This is a genomic window from Selenomonas ruminantium subsp. lactilytica TAM6421 (assembly GCF_000284095.1).
Lineage (GTDB): Bacteria > Bacillota > Negativicutes > Selenomonadales > Selenomonadaceae > Selenomonas_A > Selenomonas_A lactilytica.
On the sequence record NC_017068.1, the window covers coordinates 2705249 to 2727837 of the forward strand.

At 51.7% G+C, this 22589-nt stretch carries 20 protein-coding genes and 1 tRNA gene; 3 read left to right on the forward strand and 18 right to left on the reverse strand.

All coding sequences use genetic code 11. The features are described from left to right. Positions 1–48: 48 nt before the first annotated feature. The 6 genes from pfkA to SELR_RS13090 form a co-directional block, all read right to left on the reverse strand. Complete coding sequence (gene pfkA, locus SELR_RS13065; protein ID WP_014425688.1) at positions 49–1014, reverse strand: 6-phosphofructokinase; 966 nt, start codon at positions 1012–1014, stop codon at positions 49–51. A 182-nt stretch (positions 1015–1196) separates the two neighbouring features. Then, positions 1197–2021, reverse strand: coding sequence for a PTS mannose transporter subunit IID (manZ, locus tag SELR_RS13070; RefSeq protein WP_014425689.1), 825 nt, complete (start codon positions 2019–2021; stop codon positions 1197–1199). A gap of 26 nt (positions 2022–2047) precedes the next feature. Continuing rightward, complete coding sequence (locus SELR_RS13075) at positions 2048–2848, reverse strand: PTS mannose/fructose/sorbose transporter subunit IIC (RefSeq protein ID WP_014425690.1); 801 nt, start codon at positions 2846–2848, stop codon at positions 2048–2050. An 81-nt stretch (positions 2849–2929) separates the two neighbouring features. Beyond that, entirely contained in the window at positions 2930–3406 is a 477-nt protein-coding gene (locus SELR_RS13080) for a mannose/fructose/sorbose PTS transporter subunit IIB (protein ID WP_014425691.1), read from the reverse strand. Beyond that, positions 3406–3837, reverse strand: coding sequence for a PTS sugar transporter subunit IIA (locus SELR_RS13085; RefSeq protein WP_014425692.1), 432 nt, complete (start codon positions 3835–3837; stop codon positions 3406–3408). The genes SELR_RS13080 and SELR_RS13085 overlap by 1 nt, the downstream gene beginning before the upstream one ends. A 316-nt stretch (positions 3838–4153) precedes the next feature. Next, positions 4154–6955: a sigma-54-dependent transcriptional regulator gene (locus SELR_RS13090; RefSeq protein WP_014425693.1), complete on the reverse strand. Its 2802-nt coding sequence runs from the start codon at positions 6953–6955 to the stop codon at positions 4154–4156. Positions 6956–7098: 143 nt separating this feature from the next. Between SELR_RS13090 and SELR_RS13095 the strand changes: the two genes are divergently transcribed. Next, positions 7099–8355: a tetratricopeptide repeat protein gene (locus SELR_RS13095; RefSeq protein ID WP_014425694.1), complete on the forward strand. Its 1257-nt coding sequence runs from the start codon at positions 7099–7101 to the stop codon at positions 8353–8355. A 55-nt stretch (positions 8356–8410) separates the two neighbouring features. Further along, positions 8411–8755, forward strand: a complete 345-nt coding sequence (locus SELR_RS13100) for a cupin domain-containing protein (RefSeq protein ID WP_014425695.1) — start codon at positions 8411–8413, stop codon at positions 8753–8755. Positions 8756–8831: 76 nt separating this feature from the next. Here SELR_RS13100 and SELR_RS13105 read toward each other — a convergent pair whose 3' ends face one another. Further along, complete coding sequence (locus SELR_RS13105) at positions 8832–9797, reverse strand: type I phosphomannose isomerase catalytic subunit (protein WP_014425696.1); 966 nt, start codon at positions 9795–9797, stop codon at positions 8832–8834. Between the two features lie 195 nt (positions 9798–9992). On the opposite strand from SELR_RS13105, the gene SELR_RS13110 reads away from it, so the two are divergent. Further along, entirely contained in the window at positions 9993–11114 is a 1122-nt protein-coding gene (locus SELR_RS13110; RefSeq protein WP_014425697.1) for a GGDEF domain-containing protein, read from the forward strand. Between the two features lie 293 nt (positions 11115–11407). Here the strand turns inward: SELR_RS13110 and SELR_RS13115 are convergent. The 11 genes from SELR_RS13115 to SELR_RS13165 all read right to left on the reverse strand — a co-directional run bounded on the left by SELR_RS13115 (position 11408) and on the right by SELR_RS13165 (position 22514). Next, a tRNA-Gln gene (locus SELR_RS13115) sits at positions 11408–11483 on the reverse strand. A gap of 96 nt (positions 11484–11579) precedes the next feature. Further along, complete coding sequence (locus SELR_RS13120) at positions 11580–13262, reverse strand: phospho-sugar mutase (protein ID WP_014425698.1); 1683 nt, start codon at positions 13260–13262, stop codon at positions 11580–11582. Positions 13263–13367: 105 nt separating this feature from the next. Further along, the gene (locus tag SELR_RS13125; RefSeq protein WP_014425699.1) at positions 13368–14861 is read right to left on the reverse strand and encodes a hypothetical protein; all 1494 of its coding nucleotides are present in this window, start codon (positions 14859–14861) and stop codon (positions 13368–13370) included. Positions 14862–15081: 220 nt separating this feature from the next. Beyond that, positions 15082–16419: an MATE family efflux transporter gene (locus SELR_RS13130; protein ID WP_014425700.1), complete on the reverse strand. Its 1338-nt coding sequence runs from the start codon at positions 16417–16419 to the stop codon at positions 15082–15084. Further along, complete coding sequence (locus tag SELR_RS13135) at positions 16416–17171, reverse strand: YdcF family protein (RefSeq protein WP_014425701.1); 756 nt, start codon at positions 17169–17171, stop codon at positions 16416–16418. Before SELR_RS13135 ends, SELR_RS13130 begins: the two co-directional genes overlap by 4 nt. 29 nt (positions 17172–17200) lie before the next feature. Next, a complete protein-coding gene (locus SELR_RS13140) occupies positions 17201–18517 on the reverse strand; it encodes an ATP-binding protein (protein ID WP_014425702.1) in 1317 nt (438 codons plus the stop codon). A gap of 23 nt (positions 18518–18540) precedes the next feature. Continuing rightward, on the reverse strand, positions 18541–19077 hold the full coding sequence (locus tag SELR_RS13145; protein ID WP_014425703.1) for a GNAT family N-acetyltransferase: 537 nt from the start codon (positions 19075–19077) through the stop codon (positions 18541–18543). Positions 19078–19176: 99 nt separating this feature from the next. Next, positions 19177–19842 (reverse strand): 3'-5' exonuclease, encoded by a 666-nt coding sequence (locus SELR_RS13150; protein ID WP_014425704.1) that lies wholly within the window; start codon positions 19840–19842, stop codon positions 19177–19179. Between the two features lie 167 nt (positions 19843–20009). After that, entirely contained in the window at positions 20010–20240 is a 231-nt protein-coding gene (locus SELR_RS13155) for an AtpZ/AtpI family protein (RefSeq protein WP_014425705.1), read from the reverse strand. Beyond that, positions 20237–21400: a non-hydrolyzing UDP-N-acetylglucosamine 2-epimerase gene (gene wecB / locus SELR_RS13160; protein ID WP_014425706.1), complete on the reverse strand. Its 1164-nt coding sequence runs from the start codon at positions 21398–21400 to the stop codon at positions 20237–20239. The genes SELR_RS13155 and wecB overlap by 4 nt, the downstream gene beginning before the upstream one ends. Positions 21401–21461: 61 nt before the next feature. Then, positions 21462–22514, reverse strand: a complete 1053-nt coding sequence (locus tag SELR_RS13165) for a glycosyltransferase family 4 protein (protein WP_014425707.1) — start codon at positions 22512–22514, stop codon at positions 21462–21464. Between the last annotated feature and the right edge of the window lie 75 nt (positions 22515–22589).

The following is a 22589-nucleotide window of genomic DNA, read 5'->3' on the forward strand; positions in this document are numbered from 1 at the left end:
TTGTATAAAAGCCGCCCCCAATAGAGGACGGCCTATGAAAATTTATCCTTATGCCAGCACTCTCGCCAAACGTACCAGTTCCGGATTCAAGGTCTTATTGTTATTGACAGCATCAAAGAGATTTACGCCAACAACCTTGCCTTCATTGAAGCCAAAGACCAGATTCGTAGCACCGGAGATGATGGCCAAAGCTGCCTTTTCACCCAGCATGGAAGCCTTGATACGGTCTTCAATCGTCGGGGAACCACCACGCTGAATATGACCGAGAACCGATACACGGGTATCGATGCCCGTCTTGTCCTCCACCACTTTGCCCAGGCCTACAGCAGAGCCTGCGCCTTCAGCCACTACGATGATGCTGTAGCGCTTGCCGGCATCATACATAGCCTTGAGTTCATGGCAGATTTCGTCCAGGTCATATTTCACTTCCGGTACGAGAACGTACTCAGCACCACCGGCGATACCGGCCATCATAGCCAGCCAGCCGGAGTTGCGCCCCATAACCTCAACGAGCATGATGCGGCGATGGGCAGAAGCCGTGTCGCGCAGCTTGTTGATGGCATCGACGATGGTGTTGGCAGCCGTATCGCAGCCAATGGTGTAATCCATGCCCCATACGTCGTTGTCAATGGTGCCCGGCAGACCAACGATAGGCATTCCCGTTTCCTTGGACAGGAGAGAGCCGCCGGTAAGGGAACCGTCACCGCCGATGATTACAAGACCTTCAATGCCACGCTTCACCAGGTTGTCGAAGCCTTTCTTACGGCCTTCGGGAGTCTTGAACTCCATGCTGCGGGCCGTGCCCAGGAAGGTACCACCGCGCTGGATCAGATCGGACACGCTGCGGCTCGTGAGTTCCTCGATGCGGTCATCGATCATGCCGGCGTAACCATCATAGATACCATAGACCTTTACCCCTTCATGCAGGGCAGTACGTACTACGGCGCGGGCTGCCGCATTCATCCCCGGGCTGTCGCCGCCAGAAGTCATTACGGCAATTGCTTTTTTAATCATGCAAACATCTCTCCTATATAGAAATCCATAACAATAATAAACCAAAGTAATATAGGCAGGTCTTGAAACATACCTATTATCATTTTACGCAACTACCTCACAAATGTAAAGTATTTCCACGCAATTTGTTCGACAAATAATACAAAAAACCTTCCTCGCAAGGAAGGTTTTTTATGAAATTCTTACTTCACGCTCATGATGCCCAGAGCATTGCAGATAATACCCAGTGCAAAGAGACCGAAGATAATCCAGATAGCGTTGACTTTACGCTTCAAGAGAGCCATGCAGGCGAAGGTCATGAGCAGTGGAACAAGGCCCGGCATCAGCTGGTCGAGAATGCCCTGTACAGTCGTTACTACATGTTCACCCTTGGCGTTGGTGATTTCAGACACAACTACCGGAATGTTGACGGATGTCCATTTGTTAACCAAGGCACCCATTACGAACAGACCGAGGATGGAAGCACCTTCTGTGATCTTCTGGAGCTTGTTGCCGGCGATATCCTGTACGATGTCCGTACCTTTGGCATAGCCGTAGCTGATGCCGTACCAGCGGACAGCCAGACGAATCAGGTTGAACAGTACGAAGAACAGGATCGGGCCGATGATGCTGCCGGTCAGGGCGAAAGATGCACCAAGAGCAGCGGTGATCGGACGGAGCGTGCCCCAGAAAATCGGGTCACCGACACCGGCCAGAGGGCCCATCATACCAACTTTGATACCGTTGATAACACCATCGGGAATATCAGCACCGTTAGCTTTCTTTTCCTCAAGAGCAGCCGTGATACCAATGATCGGAGCTGTTACGAAGGGCTGAGTGTTGTAGAATTCCAGGTGACGTTTGATAGCCTGCTTGAGTTCTTCCCCTTCATAAAGACGGCGAAGGATAGGAACCATACCGAAGCAGTAGCCCAGGCCCTGCATACGTTCCATGTTCCAGGAAGCCTGCAGGAAGTTAGAACGGACGAAAGTCCAGAAAAAGTCGCTAGAAGTAATCTTCTTTTCCATTGTATTATCCTCCTCGTTGTTACAGATTAATCGAGTTCATCATCAAGGTCGCTGGAAGATGCGGCAGCGGCAGCAGCCGGAGCAGCAGCAACTTCCTGATATTTCGGGTTGAGCTGGATGTAAACCACAGCGCAAACGAGACCGATAACACCAAGAGCAACCAGGTTGAAGTCCGTAAATGCGGCAACAACGAAACCGAGGAAGAAGAAGGGCATGAGGTACTGAGCGCCCATCATGTTAATAACCATTGCATAACCAACTACTACGATGAAACCACCGGCAACCTGCAGACCACCGGAGATAACAGGCGGGATTGCATTCAGCATGTCCTGCACAGCGCCCGTACCAACAGTCATAGCAACAAGCAGAGCGGGGATACCAACGCGGAGGCCCTGCAGGATCAGAGCGCCGTAGTTGCAGAGATCGATACCGAAGAGATTGCCTTCTTCAGCATAATCATCAGCTTTGTGCTGGAATACCACGGAAATCGTCTTACAGATGATAGCCAGAACCTGACCGGCAGCAGCCAGAGGCATGGCGATAGCGATACCAGTTGCCACATCCTGATGGCTGGCAACAACGAGGATCGTGGAAATTACGGAAGCAAGTGCTGCATCCGGTGCGATAGCAGCACCGATGTTCATCCAGCCCAGAGCCATCATTTCCAGAGTACCACCAATGATAATGCCGGTAGTCATATCGCCTAAGATAAGTCCAGTTACGGTGCACGCGATCAAAGGACGATGCGTCTGCATTTCATCCAGGCAGGAACCCATACCTGCAATCGTGGCAAAAATAAAGATCAGCAAAACTTGCATAGTGCCCATTATATATTCCCTCCATTATCTAATTCCCGCAGCGGCAGGCCGTCATACACCCCAGCCTGCCGCCGCAAAAAATACGGCCTATTATTTGAGGACATCCATCAGCATGACTTTCTTATCCGTATCAACCTTGCGGATTTCCAGTTCGATGCCTTTTTCGTTGAGCTTCTTGAAGGATTCGATATCCTTGTCATCTACGGAAACAGCACCTGTGATCTGATGCTTGCCTTCATGGAAGCTCATGCCGCCGATGTTGACGCTCTTGATATCCACACCATGTTCTACCATGTAGAGCACGCTGGTGGGATTCGTGAAGAGCAGCAGGCATTTCTCGTTTTCGTATTTCGGGTTGTTGTAAACGCGGACAGCCTTTTCCAGATCCACAACATGGGATTTGATGCCGGCCGGAGCAACCTGCTTCAGGAGCGTTGCGCGGATCGTGTCTTTTGCCACTTCATCATCGCAGACGATAATGCGGCTGCAGCCCGTAACCTTGGACCATACAGTGGCTACCTGGCCATGGATCAGACGGTCATCAATTCTTGCAAGTACAATATTCATTATAAATCCTCCTCATCATCATCGGCGATCTGGCTGGCATGGAAAGTCTGCAGGCCGTTCTTGCCGGCTTCCACAGCGCGTTCCATAAGAGCCTTGATATCGGAACCATCATCAGCCAGCTGAGCGCTGCACATCTCGATGAGCATGGGCAGGTTCACGCCGGTCACGATACCATACTTCTCATTGCTGATTACCAGACGGCAAGCAGCGTTGTAGGGGCTGCCACCAAACAGGTCATTCAGGAACAGCACGCCATCTTCGCAGTTCAGGTCCTTGATGGCAGCTTCGTACTTAGCCACCACATCATCCGGGCCTTCACCGGGCACCAGCGTAACCGCTGCCACATTCTTCTGCTCACCGCAGATCATTTCGCAGGAGCGAACCAGTTCCTCGGCGAAGATGCCGTGGGTCCCAACAATAATACCAAACATTTTCATTACCTCCTAAAATCTTTTCCCCTCATGATTTATGATTGAATCTGAACGTTTTTGGCTTATTATGCCTTACGCCCCTATATAATGCATACAGCGTGCCAACTTTGTGTATCAAAAACGAAATTTTATGTTTTCGTTTGTTTTTCGCGCGTTTTTCACTTGTTTTTCATAAAACTTTTTTATTTATGATACTATTAATATTGTTTTGATACACTTCAATACACTTTCCGATACTCTTTGGCGAAAAATTACGCCAATCATGCCAAAAAAAATACACTATGACAAATGTCATTGTCATAGTGTTTCATCTGTATCAGAGCATATTTGCCATAAAGTAATACTCATCCTCATCAAAACGTAATTTCAGCGTTTCGTCAAAGATGACCGCGGCTTTTTTCAGGGCTGCTAATTTCCGTTCATCCACCAGGGACTTGTCGTCTTTGTAGACCAGCGGGCTGCGAGTGACCACCCGTTCCAGGGCACAGCCACAGTGGACCAGCAAGCGTACCCGCAGAGGATTGGAAAGTTTCAATTGCAGGTCGTTTTCCAATGACCGGTCAAACTCCCAAAGCACACTCATGATCTTGGCGGGATTTAAATAGGTAAGGAAACGCTGCAAGGATTCCTCGCAGAGCCGCTGCACCACCATATTGCCCTTGCCTTCGGTCTGGGGAATCTTTTTCTCGATGGCGGTTTCACTGGCAAAAACCAGTTCCGTAAGCCGCCGCTCCCCTTCGCCGTCGATCAGCTGTTCCAGCGGAATAAAAGGGACACTCATCTCCGGCTTCTTCATGCCTACCGCCGCCACCAGCTTGTATTCCTTGGCGATCTCCTCCAGACGTTCCTCCAAATGAAGCACCCCCACAGGGATGACCTCGATGATCCGCCCTGCATGGCGCAGCACGTCCTCCACGAGGGCCTTTATCTTCATAGCCGCGCCATGGCCGGAGGAACAGATGGTCACAATGGCCTCCTGTGTATTAGCCGGAACTTCATGTGTATCAACGGCCTCATAGCCTTTGAAACTCAGCAGGGATTCATAGATGCTGTCCAAATCCATGCCCGCAATATCCACCTTGCGCATGGCCTCCAGAATAAGCGGCGTGGAGACCATATCCAAAGTGCGCACGGGAATCTTGAGCCGCTCGGAAAGCAGGGCACCAATATTGCAAAGGGAACCCATATCCGCAAGGATCAATACCCCCTTCTGACATTCCATGCCCTTGAGCATAGCCGCCGTCTGCTCCAGAATATCCTGCGGATTGACCTCCAGCGGCATATCAATGGCAATGATATTGGTATCCGTGGAACTGAACAAGCGCTTGGCCACATCCACCATGGAACTGGCCGTGGCCTTGCCATGGGTGGCGACCAGAATGGTGATCTTTTCCTCCAGCTCATCATCATCGGCCGATTCCAACAGCAGGGCGATATATTCGATCTCCGCCCGCGGCACCGTCACATGATAATGCTGCTCGATCAGGCCGCCGATTTCCTCTGCCACCCGCATGTAATCGGAATCCTTGGGGATAGCCCCCTCGATTTCCGTATAGGGAATGGTCTCCTGGGCCTTGACGCGCTTGAGAAATGCTGACAGATGCAGGCTGAAGGCATAGAGGAAACGGTCGCGGTAACTGCGGTTCAGCCGCTTCTGCACATAGAGGGAAATCTGCTCGGAAAAGTCCACCAAAGTCTCATCCACAATCTTCAGCAAACGCTCCCGGGTGGTCATATTGACGGAATGCTTCTTATTATATAGTTCCTTGACATAGACATTGACGTCCGTAGCCACGATCTGCTTGATGAGCTCATCGCTGATGCCCTCGCCTTTGAGCAGCGCTACCTTATCCTCTACCACCTGATAGAGATTGAAGCCTTCCTTGCTATTCTCATCATCCAGCTTAAACTTGCCTCCCGGCGGCGAAACCAGCAGCGGCTCGCTGACGTACTGGGTAAGCTCGGAAAGTGCCTGCCGATTGGCCGAAAGGGTCAGCAGGCCATCCCGCACACTGGGCGGCAGCATCCGGAAATCCGCCTCGATGAAGCTGGGATTGTCGATACCATTCAGGAAAGCCTGGGCACAAAGCAATTTGATGTTGGACTTGAGCTGCCCCACATTGCCGCTGCCGATGCTGCCAATCAAAGCCTTCACCGCCTCCACGCTGATGCGCACAGGCTTTTTCACCCGCTGGGCCTCTTCCATAAAGAGCAGCTTCAAAATATCCAGCTTTTCCTCCAAGGTACGCTCTGACAGCGGCTTGATGGTGATGATGTTCGGAATGCGCCGCACAAAGGTCTTCGTCAGCGCCGAATTGGGATCTTCCGTGGTGGCCCCGATGATCAATACCTTGGCCTTGCGGCTGCGGGTGGTTTCCCCCAGACGGTTGAAGGTCCCCGTATCCATGAAATAGAAGATCATTTCCTGACCTTCCGGCGGCAGGCGATGGATTTCATCCAGGAACAATACGCCGCCGTCGGCTTCTTCCACCAGGCCGGCCTTAGCCGTATCCGCCCCGGTAAAGGCCCCCTTGATATGACCGAATACATGGGAGATCAATAGCTGCGGATTGTTATAGTAATCGGCGCAGTTGAAGGTAATAAAAGGAGCATCCTCCCCAAAGCGCTTCATGGCCTTGCCATAGGCAAACATCATATGGGCAAAGAGGGTCTTGCCTACGCCGGTCTGGCCCACAATCAAGGTATGCAGGCCATCCGGCGGGTATAGAATGGCCGCCTTGCCCTGTTCCACCTGCCGCTTGAGGCTCTTATTCGCACCGATAAGCCGGGCAAAAGGATTGACTTCCTCATCTTCCGTCACAAAGAGACGCTTGCATTCCTCCACGTCCCGGAACTGCAATGGTCCCTGCCCCAATTCACTGCCCAAAGCCTCCGCCAGGATTTCCTTATCAAAATACCGCACCGGCCGACCGGTGAATTTGACAATCAAATCCTGCCGATGCAGTTCATTCAATTCCTTGGATACATTGTTCCGCAGGATATCCAGCTCTGATGCAATCTCCTGAGCATCAAAACCAACCTGACCGGTCAATTTTTGCCCTGCCAAATCTGCCGATCTTTCCTTGATATAATGATAAATCCGTTCACTGCGTTTCACTGTGTATCACACCCCTTCGATACTCTACACTAAATAATATAACAGAGTATCAAATATAGCAAGATAAGACCATACAGAAATCCGGTCGGCAAAAGGCAAACAATGGTGTATAATAGAGAAAGAAATTTTGAGGAGGTCTTTCCATGCATGTCCGTTCTGCTTTGATTCCCCTATTGACACTTTCCTGTCTGCTGCTGCCCGGCTGCGCCTTTGGCCAGCAGCAGGCTGCCCCGGTGGCCCAACGCACCATCACCGGCCGGCCGGATTTCCCGGATAAAATGCCCGGCGAAATCAACAAGAAAACGGTCCAAGCCGTTCATTTCCGCTATGCCCCCGCCTTTGATGAACCCATGATGGCCGTAGATATGACCCCGGAGACAGTCACCATCCTGGGCCCGGCAGAAGCCACCCAGGAACAGATGGCCGCCTTTATCAAGAAACGCAATCCTAACCCCAAAACCAACTGTACCGTCGAAGAAATGGTGAACTATTACTATCAGGAGGCAGGCGCAGAAGGCGTGCGCCCCGATGTGGCTCTCTGTCAGGCCCTCAAGGAAACCGGCTTCTTTGCCTATGGCGGCGATGTTGCCCCTAAGCAGAATAATTTCTGCGGATTAGGTGCAACGGGCAACCATGAACCCGGCTACAGTTTCGCCACACCACAACTGGGCGTGCGCGCCCATATCCAGCATCTGCTGGCCTATGCGAAATACAAACCACCCGTACAAAAGTTGGTGGATCCCCGTTATCAGCATGTCGTGAAGAATCGCCCGGACCTCCATGGCAAGGTACTGACCTGGACAAAACTCAACGGTGCCTGGGCTGTGCCGGGCAAAAACTACGGTCAGGAAATCCTGATGCTCTGGCGGGAAGCCCAGGCCCCCGACGGCTCTAATGCCGCTTTGAATGCAGCTCAAAAAAAAGTCAGCCAGGCCCCCGACGAAGCCATCAACCGCATCTATAGGGGTATTGTCTACTATAACCGGGATGAGTTCCAGAACGCCCTGAAGGATTTCACCGCCGCCCGCAATTTCAGCCCGGAATCCGGCGAGGCGCTCTTCAACCTGGCACTGACCAGCGAAAAGCTCGGCGATAAAAAAGCCGCCCGCAAGGCCTACGACGAGCTCCTGCAACTCCAGCCCAATGCCAATCAGGCTTGGTATAACCGGGCACTATTGCGTTACCAGGGCAAGGATTATGAGGGTGCCATCGCCGACCTGCGGCAGCTGCTGAATATCGAAGACCGCTCTGCCGAAGCCATGAACCTCATTGGTCTCTGCCATATTGCCCAGAAAAAGTACAGCGAAGCCTGGACAGATTTCGCTGCCGCTGGCAAGATCAACTCCGCCAATATGAATGTACTGGCCAATCAATTCATTATCCAGGCTTGTTTGAAATAAGCAGCCTGTCCCTGTATAATAGAAGAAAAACATCTGTGTAAAAGGAGACTTTATCATGGCTTTTATCGAACCGAATCCCATTCAGGCAACCAACAAAGCAGACGGCAATGGCACCATCACCATCGTCAAACTGCTGACACCTGCCGAACTTGATGGCAAATGCGATATGTATGCTAAGGTCATCATCCCGCCTCTCTGCTCCATCGGCGTCCATGAACACCACGGCAACACGGAGACCTACCACATTCTCTCCGGCACGGCCCTCTACAACGACAACGGCCAGGAAGTAACCATCGGTGCCGGCACCACCACTTTCTGCCCTGACGGCGAGAAACACGGCATCGCCAATCCTTCTAAAACCGAAGACCTGGTATTCATGGCTCTCATCATCAAAAAATAAACCCTGCCTAAAAATGGCGGCTGACCGTTGGCATCAACTGGTCAGCCGCCATTTTATGCAATTCATTTTCCCATTATCATAATTTGCTCAGGATAAATTCCGCTTTCCCCTGCAATTGATAGGTGCCCAATCCCGCCGGAATAAAGACAGTATTGCCTTTGGCCAGCGTCAGGCTTTCACCGCCCCCCGTGAGTTTCAGGGCTCCTTCCAGCACTGTTATGCACTGGAAGGAATCACTGCCTGCATGCATGGCACTATCGCCCTGCAAATCACCATGGTAAACCTTGAAGTATTCACAATCAGCCAGCAGCTTCACATCCATATGCGGGAAAATATCGATATCCCCCAAGGCCTTGCCTGTGGCTTGCGGCTTTTCCAGCCGCGTCACATCCAGGGCCTTGTCAATATGCAGTTCCCGGGGCTTGCCGTCGGCCCCCAGGCGCCCATAATCGTAAATGCGATAGGTCAGATTGGAACTTTGCTGTACTTCGTAGATCAGGATACCGCCGCCAATGGCATGCAACGTGCCGGACTCGATGAAGAACACATCACCCTTGTGAACAGGCACCTTGTTGCAGACTTCCAGCAGCGTATTGTCCTCAATGCGGCGGCGAAATTCCTCCTTGCTGATTTCCTGCTTAAATCCATAGAGCAGGCTGGCTCCCGGATCACAATCCACCACATACCACATTTCGGTCTTGCCCTGCTCACCTTCCACCCGCCAGGCATACTCATTGTCGGGATGCACCTGCACTGACAGATCTTTATTCGCATCGATCAGCTTTATCAGCAAGGGAAAATAATCCAGCTCTGACGCTTTTTCCCCCAGCATGTCCCTGCCAGCACCAGCCAACAGGGAGGACAAGGTCTGACATTTGAATTCACCACTATCGATAAGGCTCAGCCCGGCTTCATGACAGGAAAGCTCCCAGCTTTCCGCCACTTTGTCCAATTCCGTTATCTTGCCATATTCCCGCGGCAGGCGGTTGCCGCCCCACAGATAATCCTTGAGGGGAGCTTTTAACAGCATGGGTTTTAACATCAGTGCATCACTCCATTTTCTCTGTTTCTTTGCTCTCCCATTATAACGCGATTATGATTGCTTGACCATAAATCTCAGGGATTTTTTAAGTTTCATGAATAAATAGGCCTTTAGTCCTATTTATAGCTTGCAAGCAACCTATTGAATTGTTATAATTGTATATAGTTTACGGAACGAATTTTTAAGGAGTTTCTTATGGCAGAACCGTATGCGGTCATTCCCAGCCATTTCAATCCCACCGTATACGAAGCATTAGAATCAGCAGATAACGTTATATTTTTCAAATGGGACTTGACCGACGACACATTCAAAATTCGAAAAACTGAAACCCGATACCGCTATGCCCTGCCCGAGAGCTTTTCCCGTGCCTCTACTCGTTTAGCACTGGACGGCATCGTTCATCCGGATGATCTTAGTATCCTGGAATACTATATGCATCGCATCTATCACAGCGGCCCCGCCCAGCGCAAACACAACAACCTCAGTGCCCGACTGCGGCTGCGCAGCACCAAAAAACCACGCTGGGTTTGGTCTGAAATTCATCTTGTTACTTATTATCAAGGAAAGCGTCCCATGGTCGCCTTTGGCAATATCCGCAATATCCAAGCAGAAAAGCTTTGGCAGGAACGCGTCTGCCGCCGGGCCAACACCGATGAAATGACCGGTCTGCTGAGCAAGAGTGCGGTCAAAACACGCATCCGGGCTGCCCTGCGAAAAATGTGCCCGCAAAAAGACACGGCTACGCTTTTGATCGTCGATGCTGACGATTTCAAGGCAGTAAACGATAATTTTGGGCATCTCTTTGGCGATGCAGTACTGAAAGAAGTAGGAAAAGCCATAAATAAAAACTTCCGCCAAAGCGATATCAAAGGTCGCATTGGCGGAGATGAATTCGTTATTTTGTTACCAGGCATGGCCAGCACAGAGGTCCTCCGACGACATTGCCTAAGCCTATGCCGTCGACTATACCGGGTTTTCCACAACCAGGGTAAGAGCCAAAGTTTTTCCATCAGTGTAGGCGCAGCTCAATATCCTATCCACGGGGAAAGCTATACCGAGTTATTCAGTCATGCAGATCACGCCCTTTATGAAGCCAAGCGCCGGGGAAAAGGGCAGTACGTGCTTTATCAGGCGGATATGTCAGAAACCGTCCCAGGCATCAGCGGCTGTAATGCAGATACATTCAACGCACTGCAACAGGAACAGGCTCCGCAGATGGAAACCATTGAGGATCTCCTGCAACGGTTAGAGCAGATGCAGCACACCATCGATTGTATGGGGAAGATGATGTGTGCGCTGATAGAAGCAAAAAAATAAGCCTGACATAACAAAATATAACAAACAGACACCAGATGCCTTTGGGGAAATGCAACCTGGTGCCTTTTTTATAATTGCGAACTGGGGAAGCTCGCGTTTGGCAAGGCTCGTTGAAGTTTGGGGAAGGAACCCTGCCGAACAAACACTACTCTTGTATTATAAGATATATACCTAAAAGTTATACTGTATATTCCTACAAAAATCAAAAAGCATACTGTATAAATTTACAACGTCACCCCGATAATATCGGGAAACAAAAAAGCGCCGCAATCTGCGGCGCTATATCTTTTAAATGGCAGGGGTAGCTGGACTCGAACCAACGCATGCGGGATTCAGAGACCCGTGCCTTACCAACTTGGCGATACCCCTGTGTCTTGCGCTCTCGCGCTATCAACAATAAATATTATAACGGCAGCGCAAGCTCTTGTCAAGCATATTTTTTACTTTTTTTAACGACGTTTATAATCAGGAAAGATACGGCTTCACGGCTGCGGCCATAGCGTCTTTTGCTGCCTGCGCTTCCGCCAGGTCTTTCCCCTTAGTCGTGTAGTAAGCCTTGATTTTCGGCTCCGTACCGGACGGACGAATGATAACAGAAGAACCGTCCTCCATCTCATAGGTCAGTACATTGGCCTTGGGCAAGCCCGTAGCGGCAGTGTCAAGATAGTCGATGACCTTGCTTACCTTCTTACCAGCCAACTCCTTGATAGGATCCTTGCGCAGAGCTTCCATCATGCCCTTCATCTTATCCATACCGGACAGACCTGGGAACTCGAAGCTGTCCACCTTATTGAGGTAACGGCCATACTGGCTGTAGATCTCTTCCAGACGCTGTTTGATGGAAGAACCCTGGCTGCGGTAGTAAGCGGCCATTTCGCAGATCAGCATGGAAGCCACCACGGCGTCCTTGTCGCGCACATAGGGGCCGGCCAGATAGCCATAGCTTTCCTCAAAGCCAAAGATAAAGCGTTCTACTTCGCCAGCCTTCTCCAGGCCCAGGATCTGGTCGCCAATCCACTTGAAGCCCGTCAGGGTATGACGCAGCTCTACGCCGTAGTGCTTGGCCACCGCATCAGCCAGTGGCGTGGACACGATGGATTTCACGGCCACAGGATTCTGGGGCATAGTGCCTTTTTCCTGACGGCCGGCGCAGATGTAATCAAGGAGCAGCACGCCCATCTCGTTGCCGGACACCAGTTCATAGGAACCATCCGGACACTTCATGGCGATACCCACGCGGTCTGCATCCGGATCCGTGGCCAGCATCAGATCTGCATCCTCTTTCTTGGCCAGTTCCACACCCTTTTCCATAGCGGCGAGAATTTCCGGATTCGGATAAGAGCAGGTGGTGAAATAGCCGTTGGGATATTCCTGTTCCGGCACGATGGTCACATCGTCAATGCCGATATCGCGCAGCACACGGGTAACCGGCACGAGCCCCGTACCGTTGAGCGGGCTGTAGACCAGCTTCAGACCAGCCGTCTTGCAGAGCCCCGGGCGCACCTGGCAGGCTTCGATGTTTTCATAGAGACCTTCCTTGCAGTCTTCCCCGACAAACTTGATCAGGCCTTTTTCCACGCCTTCAGCAAAGGACATATATTTTGCGCCGGTCAGCACATCGGTCTTCTGGATGGCATTGTAGACCACATCAGCAGCATCATCCGTCATCTGGCAGCCGTCCGGTCCATAGGCCTTATAGCCATTGTACTTGGCAGGATTGTGGCTGGCCGTGACCATGATGCCGGCATTGGCTTTATAGAAACGGGTGGCAAAGGAAAGTGCCGGTACCGGCATGGGTTCATCATAAATGCGGACCTGGATGCCATTGGCAGCCAGAACGCCTGCTGCTTCCTTGGCAAAAGTCCAGCCCTTGAGGCGCGTATCATAGCTGATGGCTACGGTCTGGCTGCCGCCTTCCCCCTTCACCCAGTCAGCCACACCCTGGGTAGCCTGACGCACCACCCAGATATTCATGCGATTCGTGCCGGCGCCCAACGTGCCGCGCAGGCCAGCCGTACCGAACTGCAAGGAAGCGGCAAAGCGCTCCTTGATCGCTTCGTCATCCCCTTCAATGTCCCGCAGCTCTTTCCCCAGATCGCAGTCAATGAGGTCGGCCCCCAGCCAACGCTTGTATTCATCTTGATACATAATAAATCCACCCTTCATTTAGTTTGAATCAATATATGTATATATACAACGCAACATTTAAAAATTCCTGCTAAAAATGTAAATCATTATAAAAAATTACAAATGTCATCCTGAAATATCTACGTGGTTTGTTACAGCTCTGAGTAAGGCTTTTTCATAATATACGGATTTATCTGCAGCAAATACCTCTGTAAGGCGTTCACCAATGGCCAGCCATTTATCGTAAGCAGCCTGCTGTGCTTCGCGTTGTTCCTGTACTATCGGTGTTTCCTCTTTCTGCTCTCCTGTCGAAAAGACATAGGGCTTAGCGGGTTCTTTGCGTTCATCTACCCGGCGCAGCTTATCGATAAAGCCTGCATCCTTGCCCTCTGGCTGGCGATGCTTCAGTATATCCCCTGCTGACTCTGGTTTCTTTTCGTCATGTTCCGTTTTCTTGTCTGCTGTGCCTAAAAGTTCATCGAGCAGACGGCTCTCCTCTTTTGCTCGCTGCAGTTGCATATCAAGATAGGAAACCCCTGTAGTTTCCTGTTGTTTTGTGTTTACATTTTGGGGCTTTTCCTCTTTTTTCGCTCCGACGGCGATACCATACGTCCTGGCCACAGCATCTTCTATGTCTTTCTTAAATTCGTCGCTGTCCACATCAATCTGTTGCCCCCCCTGTACGGTTTTCACCATGCGGCGGATCTGCTTAACCAGTTCGTTATCCCCCTGCGGGTCCAGATCGTTCAGGGCAGTTAATAAGGTATCATAGAAGGAATCCTCGCTGCCAAATTCTTCCTGAAAATTATTCAACACCGTGCCCAATACGGCAAAAGCACCATCAACCGGCCTCAAGGTTATGGTGTAGGTCATATTTTCCCTGTCGTAGTATTGGATGGGCGCCTGCCCGCCGCCCGTATAGAGTTTTTTCATCGCGTCTTCATAGGTTTCGCATGGTTCCAAAATGTCCGTTATGGCGTCGGTGGCCGCATGCTCAATCCGTTCACGCAGGTAAGCGCGGCTTTGTGCCCATTCTGCCTCTTGCGTAAGCGTTTCCTCTATGCCGTCCTCCTCGGTCCAGCGATAATGACGACTGCGGATTTCCATTACGGGCGTGTACTCAATTTTGGGCACAGGCTTATCCTCAAAGCCTGTAAGGGTCTTGCGAATCTGCGAAAAATCCTGCTCTATGCCAGGAAGCCCGCTATCCCGGCTTACAGACTGAACCTCCTGCCTGCCGCCCGTTGCCATTTTTTCCACGCGATCCAACATCTCTTCCTGCAGCTTGCGATTCAGGGCTTCGCGATCAACAGGTGAACCGGTGCGCCTATAAGTCTCATTCATTTCCTGATACGCAGCCACTTTATCATGCAAAACAGCCAGCTCCTCTTCCCGGCTGAGCAGCCTGCCATGACTGTCACGCTGTCCGATCTCGACCAAGGGTCCGTTTTGATAGGTTGCGATATTTTTTAACCTGTCACTAAGTTCTACCCGATAAGGCGCACCAAAAGCATCATCTTTCAGCACAGCCTGCTCTATCCTGCGTTCTGCCAGCGCTCTTCCCCGAACCGCCTGACTTATGTAGGAACTCTCCTGTCCTTCTGTCCTGCCGATCATCATTTTTTGCGTCACTCCCTTGCTCACTGCCGAAAACACATACAACTCCATATTGTATATCGATGCAGGAACGAGGGAACTTAAGGAGAAATTTCGCAGCTGCCTTCACCGGCTGCAATCTTGACTAAATCCCTAAAACTGCATAATAGCAAAGTCAAAAGAAATCCCCTGCCTGCAAGATTTGATATGCAGACCGGGGATTTTTGCTTGTGCTGTCATATTTTTAGCTATACTTTTTCCGAAACGTCCGCCGCGTCCAGAAGAAGGCAATGGCCAGCGGAATGCAGGAGCCGGCCCAGGCCATGGGATTGGCCACGCAGGCGCCGAAGTAGCCCCAGATCTCGCAGAGAAAAATCGCAGCGCCGGCGCGCATCAGGAGTTCCATAATGCCTGCAATGGTGGGCACCACGCTCTGTCCCAATCCTTGGAGCGTATAGCGGAAGATAAAGAGCATGGACAGTATCCAATAGGTGGAGCCATTGACAATCAGGTACTCATGGCCCATGGAGACCACCTCATCCTGTCCCTGCCCCACAAACAGTTCCATGATATATGGCCCGGAGAGAATCAGCAGCACACCAGCTAAAATACTGAAGCCCACAGACATATAGCTGCACTTCTTCACGCCCTCAGCAATGCGGTCATACTTCTGGGCACCATAGTTCTGGGCCGTATAGGCCGCCATGGCCAGACCGAAGGACATCATGGGCATCAGGGCGATGGAATCCACCTTCTGGGCCGCCGCATAGGCCGCCACGGCCGTGGGCCCCAGGTTGTTCAACGCCACCTGCAGGATAACTGCGCCGATGGCGATGATGGAAGACTGGAACCCCATGGGCAGTCCCAGCCGCAAATGAGCCTGCAGATCCTGCCTGGTGATCTGCCAGTCCGCCCGATGTGTGCGCAATACCGGCACCTTTTTGCAGATATAGATATAGCAGACCACATTGCCCAAAAACTGCGCCACAATGGTGGCCAGCGCTGCGCCAGGAATGCCCCAGCCCAATACGAGAATGGCCACCGGCTCCAAAATGATGTTGATGATCAGGGCCGTGGCCAGAATCACCGTGGGCATACGGCTGTCTCCCAGCGCCCGTAGCAGATTCGTCTGGGTCTGCAGGCAGACGAACATCACGATGCCGCCAAAGACGATGCTGATGAAGGAATAGGCCCCATCGATGATTTCCGGCGGGGTCTGCATCCAGAGCAGCAGATAGCGGCACATGGGCACCCCAAAGGCCGTCAGCGCAGCCGCCTCCAAAAGTGACAACACCGCACAGGTGGCCGCACTTTTACGCACGCCGGCAAAATCCTTGGCCCCATAGCGCTGGCCTGTGTAGATCGTAATGCCTGTGGAAAAGCCAATGACAAAGCCCAACATCAGGAACATCAGGCTGCCCGTACAGCCTACAGCTGCCAGCGCCTCAACGCCCAGAAAGCGTCCGACAATCAGCGTATCCACAAAGGCGTAGAGCTGCTGAAAGATATTGCCCGCAATCAGAGGCAGGGTAAAAAAGAGAATGAGCCGGGACGGCTCACCCTCCGTAAGATTTTTTGTCATTCCAGATACCTCGTAACAAAAGCCCGCAGGACTTCCTGCATCACAATCACATTGTCATCCAATGCACCCACGCTGGGCTTTAACTTGTTGTAATGAAAATCATGTCTCGTATTCGTCCGGTAGTCAGCAGGATAAGCTGTAACCTCTATCCCCTGCTTCTCGAAGTTCAACACCGAACGGCGCATATGGAAGGCAGACGTCACCAAAATCGGTTGTGTCAGCCCCCTTTCCCGCATGATCTCTGCAGAAAACTGCGCATTCTGGGTGGTATTGACGCTTCTGCCCTCCACAAGGATCTTATCCTCCGGCACGCCCAGATCCATCAGGATACGCTTGGCAATCACGGCCTCCGGCCCGGAATCGCTGTAGACCTGCCCCCCGGAAAGGATGATGGGCAAATCCAGCTGACGCTGCAGCCGCACCGCCGTCAGCAGGCGGTTGGCAGGCGAGGAACACAAAGTCCCCCAGCCACTGACATCCGGCGTATCCGGATAGGCTCCGCCCCCCAGCATGATGATCACATCCCCCTGGGGATTTGCCGGCGGCTCATAGGCAGACTCCAGCGCTCCCATCAACCGCTCGGACACAAACTGCGTACATGCCAGATAAAATACAAACACCAAAGCCGCAAGCACACCCGCCAGCCTCTTTTCTCTTTTCTTATACAACCGCCAGGCCACAAACCACAGCGCCAGGAAGAATATCCCCGGCGGCAGTATCCACCCGGCCCCAAACTTCAGTAAATAAACCATTGAAACTTTTTCATCCTTATTACCAACGATTACGATTCCGCTGCTTCACTAAGCAACGAATTGATATACTGCTGGGCAGCCCTGCCCGACAAGCCGGAATGGCTCATTTCCCACTTCACGGCACCTGCCCGCAGTTCCTCTGCCGAAAGCTTTATCTCCGGATGACGTGCAGCCAGGTCTTCCACAATCCGGAAATATTCCTTCTGATTCGGCTTGAAGTAACCGATGGACAAACCAAAGCGGTCCGCCAACGAAAGTTTCTCCTGCACCGTATCGTTCTGATGCAGATCCGGATCGATGAAGTCCGGCCGATCATCCACCCTCTCCTTGATCAGATGGCGCCGGTTGCTCGTAGCATAGATCAGGATGTTGTCCGGTTTGACCTCCAGACCGCCTTCGATGACCGCTTTCAGGTACTTGTACTCGATCTCAAATTCCTCGAAGGACAGATCATCCATATAGATGATGAACTTGTAATTGCGATTCTTGATCCGGGCGATGATGCGCTGCAGATACTTGAACTCATGCTTATAGACCTCAATCATGCGCAGGCCCTGATCATAATACTCATTGAGGATAGCCTTGATGCTGGTGGATTTCCCCGTACCGGCATCACCATAGAGCAGCACATTATTGGCCTTGCGTCCCTGTACAAAAGCCTCGGTATTAGCCGCCAGGCGCTTTTTCTGGCTCTCATAGCCTACAATATCCGTCAGGCGGATGTCGCCGGTGGTGGTAATGGGCTCCAAAAGCTGCCCCGTCACCTCGATTTCCGGCGATACGCGAAAGGCCTTATTGAGCCCCAGCATGCCTACGCCGTATTTCGCATAAAAGTCCGTCACCACTTTGTACATGGCTGATGCATCCTTGGCTCCATCAATGGATGACGTCAATTCCCGTACCTTTTCGCTGACACTTTTATTATAGATCTGCGCCGGCTTGGCCACCGCCCGATAATTGCTGATGACACGGAAGCAATTCAGTCCCAGGGCCTTTTCCAGCGGGGAAAAATCATAGTCCCAAAGCTGTTTGAAAATGTAGAAATCGTTCTCGGCAAAGACCTGCACACTGCCATCCACGCCCCCCCGCTTTTCGCAGACCAATGTGAAGGGTGCCTCACTGGCAGCCAGCAAAAAAGCCAGATAACAATGCCAAAGGTTGCCATCAAAGCCGTAGCGGGTAGCTGTATCCAGCAGGCGGTTCACCTGCTGAAGCACCAAGCCACGCAGTTCTGCCGTTTCATAGGCATCGGCCTGAAAACTTCGGCAAATATCCGCCATCTGCCACAGAATCGCATCCTTAGGCAAATCACGATAAATAATGAGTCCCGCCGTCAGATTGTACATAAATATCCCCCATTCGCTTCTCGTTACAGTTCCAGACCGGCCTCCTGGCGCGCCGTATATTCCCGGTCCAGAATCCCCAAAATCACCAGATTTTCATAGACACCATTCGTGACAATGGTTTCCCGGATCAGGCCTTCCCGCACCATGCCCTCGCTTTCATACAGATGCAGCGCCCGTTCGTTATAATCCTTGCAGTCCAGCCAGGCCCGATGAAATTTTTTCACCTCAAAGCACCATTTCTTGATCAACTTCATGGCCTCATGGCCATATCCCAGGCCCTTCTTGCCCACGATCACATGCGTCCATTCCATTTCCTTTGCTTCCGTCTTGAGGCCCGCCACCATAAAATACCCCACTTTTTCCCCGGTAGCTGTTTCCTCGATGATCACATCCATGGAAGCCTCGCCCTTGGTCATGATATTCTCATGAAACGCCCGATCGAAGGGCACAATAAACGGAAGATTATCCTCCGCATATTCCAAATCGATGATATAGTCAAGGTCTGCTGTATCAGCCCGCCGCAGTCTGAGCCTTGGCCCCGTAATCAAAATCTCTGCCATAATGCCTGCCACCTTTTAAAAAGCACGGCCTAACACGGGCCGTGCCTATCCTGCCATCATTTTCACCCTGCCGATATGCCAACAGGAAATCCTATCACTTCACGCTTCGAAACTGCCCTTCAGTTTCAGCAGATCCGGACACAGATCTCCGATGGAACTGGCCAGATCCTCCTGCGGTTCTAAGATATCCAGCACCGGCTGCATGGTACGGCGGAACTTTTCCTCATCCTGCATCAGCACCAGAATCGCACTGGTATTGACAGCATCGGCCAAGGCGGTATGCTGGGTTCCCTCGAACTTGTGATCCATAGCCCCCAAAGCATGCTTCAAAGCCAGGCTGTTATGCAGCCCCAGGCGATTATCGAACTCCTGTTGGAGATCCACCCAGCGCGCGTCCAGCCACTTCACATCGAAATCCGGCAGTTTGAAGCGACATTCCTTCTTGAGCTGCTTGATATCCGACATGCTCCAGGAGTAGATTTTCGTCTCTTCCTCGCCAATCCACTCCACAAAGCGGGCGAAAGCCTCGGCATAATGGCCCTGACCGGCCACCATCTCCTGCTTTATACCAGTAAGTTCCACAATATGCTTCTTGATCTTGCCATACTCTGGTTCCACATAGCATTGGAACTCCGCTTCCTGCTGGAAATTCTCATCCAGGCGCACAGCACCGAATTCAATAACCTCTTCCTTCATATGGCGCTTCACATCACGGAATTCCCGATCCACAGGATTCATTTCCAAATCGATAACCACATATTTCATTCGCTGACATCCCTGCGCTTTCCTCAATCATTAAATCGCTATAATATTATTCTATCGAAAAGCACTGCTTTCTTCAAGAGCTTTGCCCTTCGGTATAGAAATAATCCGAAAAAGAGGCAACCCCAGATGGACCTTACAATCGCTTCCAAAGTTACCTCTTTTTATCACTATAGTAATTCGTTATGTTTCAATTGCCGATAGAGCGTATAGAACGCTGCGGGAAAACCGGCGATAATGCCGATGATCCTGCCGGCATGGTCCATTCCCAGATAATCTCCAGCCAATGCCCCCAAATAGCCGCAGATACCCACGAAGACAACCAGATATATGCCTACGCCGCCTAAGATAGAAAAGGCCTTGATAGCCTGCTTGAGACCGCTTTCCTCAGGCTTACTCATTTGCCATCAAATACATCCGGCCGTCCGTCAGCCAGCCCATAATGATAGAGGATGGCCTGAATGATGCGCTGGGAGGCCTTGCCGTCGCCATAGGGGTTGACGGATTCTGCCATGCGGTTGTAGGCCTTTTCGTCCGTCAGCAGAGTTTTGGCTTCGTTATAGACCACATCCCGGTCCGTACCAATGAGTTTCACCGTGCCTGCTGCTACAGCTTCCGGACGCTCCGTAGTGTCCCGCAGTACCAACACGGGTTTGCCCAAGGCCGGAGCTTCTTCCTGCACTCCACCGGAATCCGTGAGGATCAGATGGGCTTTGTGCATGAGATTGGCGAAGGGTTCATAGTCCAGTGGATCGATCAGATGGACCTTGGCAAGTCCCCCCAGTTCCTCCCGGACCACTTCGCGAACCTTCGGGTTCTTATGTACGGGGAAGACCACTTCCACATCGTCGAATTCTTCCGTAAGCTGACGCAGGGCTTTGTAGACATGGCGCATGGGCTCACCGAGGTTTTCCCGGCGATGGGTGGTCACGAGGATGATGCGCTTGTGCTCAAAGTCGATATTCTGCAACAGCTCATCCTCGAAGCGGAAATCGTCCTTGACCGTATGGTGCAGGGCATCGATTACGGTATTACCCGTGACGAAGATACTTTCCGGCTTGACGTTTTCTGCCAGCAGATTGTTTTCAGAGGTTTCCGTGGGAGCAAAGTTCAGATCCGCAATGCACCCCGTGAGCTTGCGGTTCATTTCCTCCGGGAAGGGGCTGTATTTGTCATGAGTGCGCAGGCCTGCTTCCACATGCCCCACCGTAGTCTGATGATAATAGGCAGCCAATGCCCCGGCAAAGGTCGTGGTCGTATCGCCATGTACCAGCACGATATCCGGCTTTTCTGCCTCCAACACCTTATCGAGTCCCATCATAGCCTTGGAGGTGATGTCAAAGAGGGTCTGTCCCTGTGCCATGATATCAAGGTCATGATCCGGCGTGATATGGAAAAGCCCCAATACCTGATCCAGCATCTCTCTGTGCTGGGCCGTTACAGCCACCACCGGCGTGATCTTGTCCGGATGCTTCTGGAGCTCCAGCACGATGGGCGCCATCTTGATTGCCTCAGGACGGGTACCAAACACCGTCATAACCTTGATTTTCTTTTTATCCATTAATAGTCCCCTCTCTATAATTAAAGGCAGGGATTTCACCTGCCTTTTGAGCTTACAATATTCAATGCTGTTGTGCCGAATCATTCATATGGAAAATGCCAATCTTCTTGGCGCCAAAGAGCACCAATGCCACCACCAGGCACACAATGGCAATAGCAAACTGATAGCTGACCTCCGTCAGGGCCACTGCACTAAGGCCCAGCAAGGCACTGATTACATACATCAGCAACACTGCCTGACGCTGGCTGAAGCCCAGATCCATCAAACGATGATGGAGATGTCCCTTATCCGGCTTGAAGATAGGCACGCCTCCGCGATAGCGACGCACGATGGCAAAGGTGGTGTCGAGGATCGGCAAACCTAAGGCCAGAATGGGCACAATCAAAGCAATGGTAGCGGCACATTTCACCGCGCCAATCACCGAAATACCTGCCAGCATATAGCCCAGGAACAGGCTGCCAGAATCGCCCATGAAAATGCGGGCCGGGTTGAAGTTATAATACAGGAAGCCAAAAGCGGCACCGGCAAGTGCTGCCGTCAGCACGGCCACCAGCATGATATTCTGCTGCAGGGCCACCAGGAAGATGGTGGTGGCGGCAATGGTGGAAACACCGGCGGCCAGACCATCGAGGCCGTCAATCAGGTTCACCGTATTGGTGATGCCCACAATCCAGAAAATTGTCGCAGGAATAGCCAGCCATTCCGTGTAGATGAAGTCCCCAAAGGGATCGGTAATGAAGTCAATCCGCACATCAAAGACGATGACCAGCACGGCGGCGGCAATGATCTGCCCCACCAATTTCACCTTGGCCGGCAGGTTCTTATAATCGTCGATAATCCCCACCAGCACGATCAAGGAACCTCCCAAAAGCAGACCGGTCACTTCAAAGAGGACTTCCGGTTCCACTTCAATGAACTGCATAATCCCTAAGATTGCCACCATAAAGGCCGCATAAATCCCGAGCCCGCCAATGCGGGGGATCGGTCGCTTATGTACTTTTCTCGCATCAGGAGCATCCATGGCTCCCGTCTTGGCCGCCAGGAAAATCACACCAGGCGTGATAGCCAAGGCTACACCTGCAGCAATGACAAACGCCAACATATACTCTGGCATACAAGTCGCACCTCTTTTTCTCAAAAACTTATTTTCATAACAAGCCTATTTTAGCGCAGAGCCTGCACAGTGTCA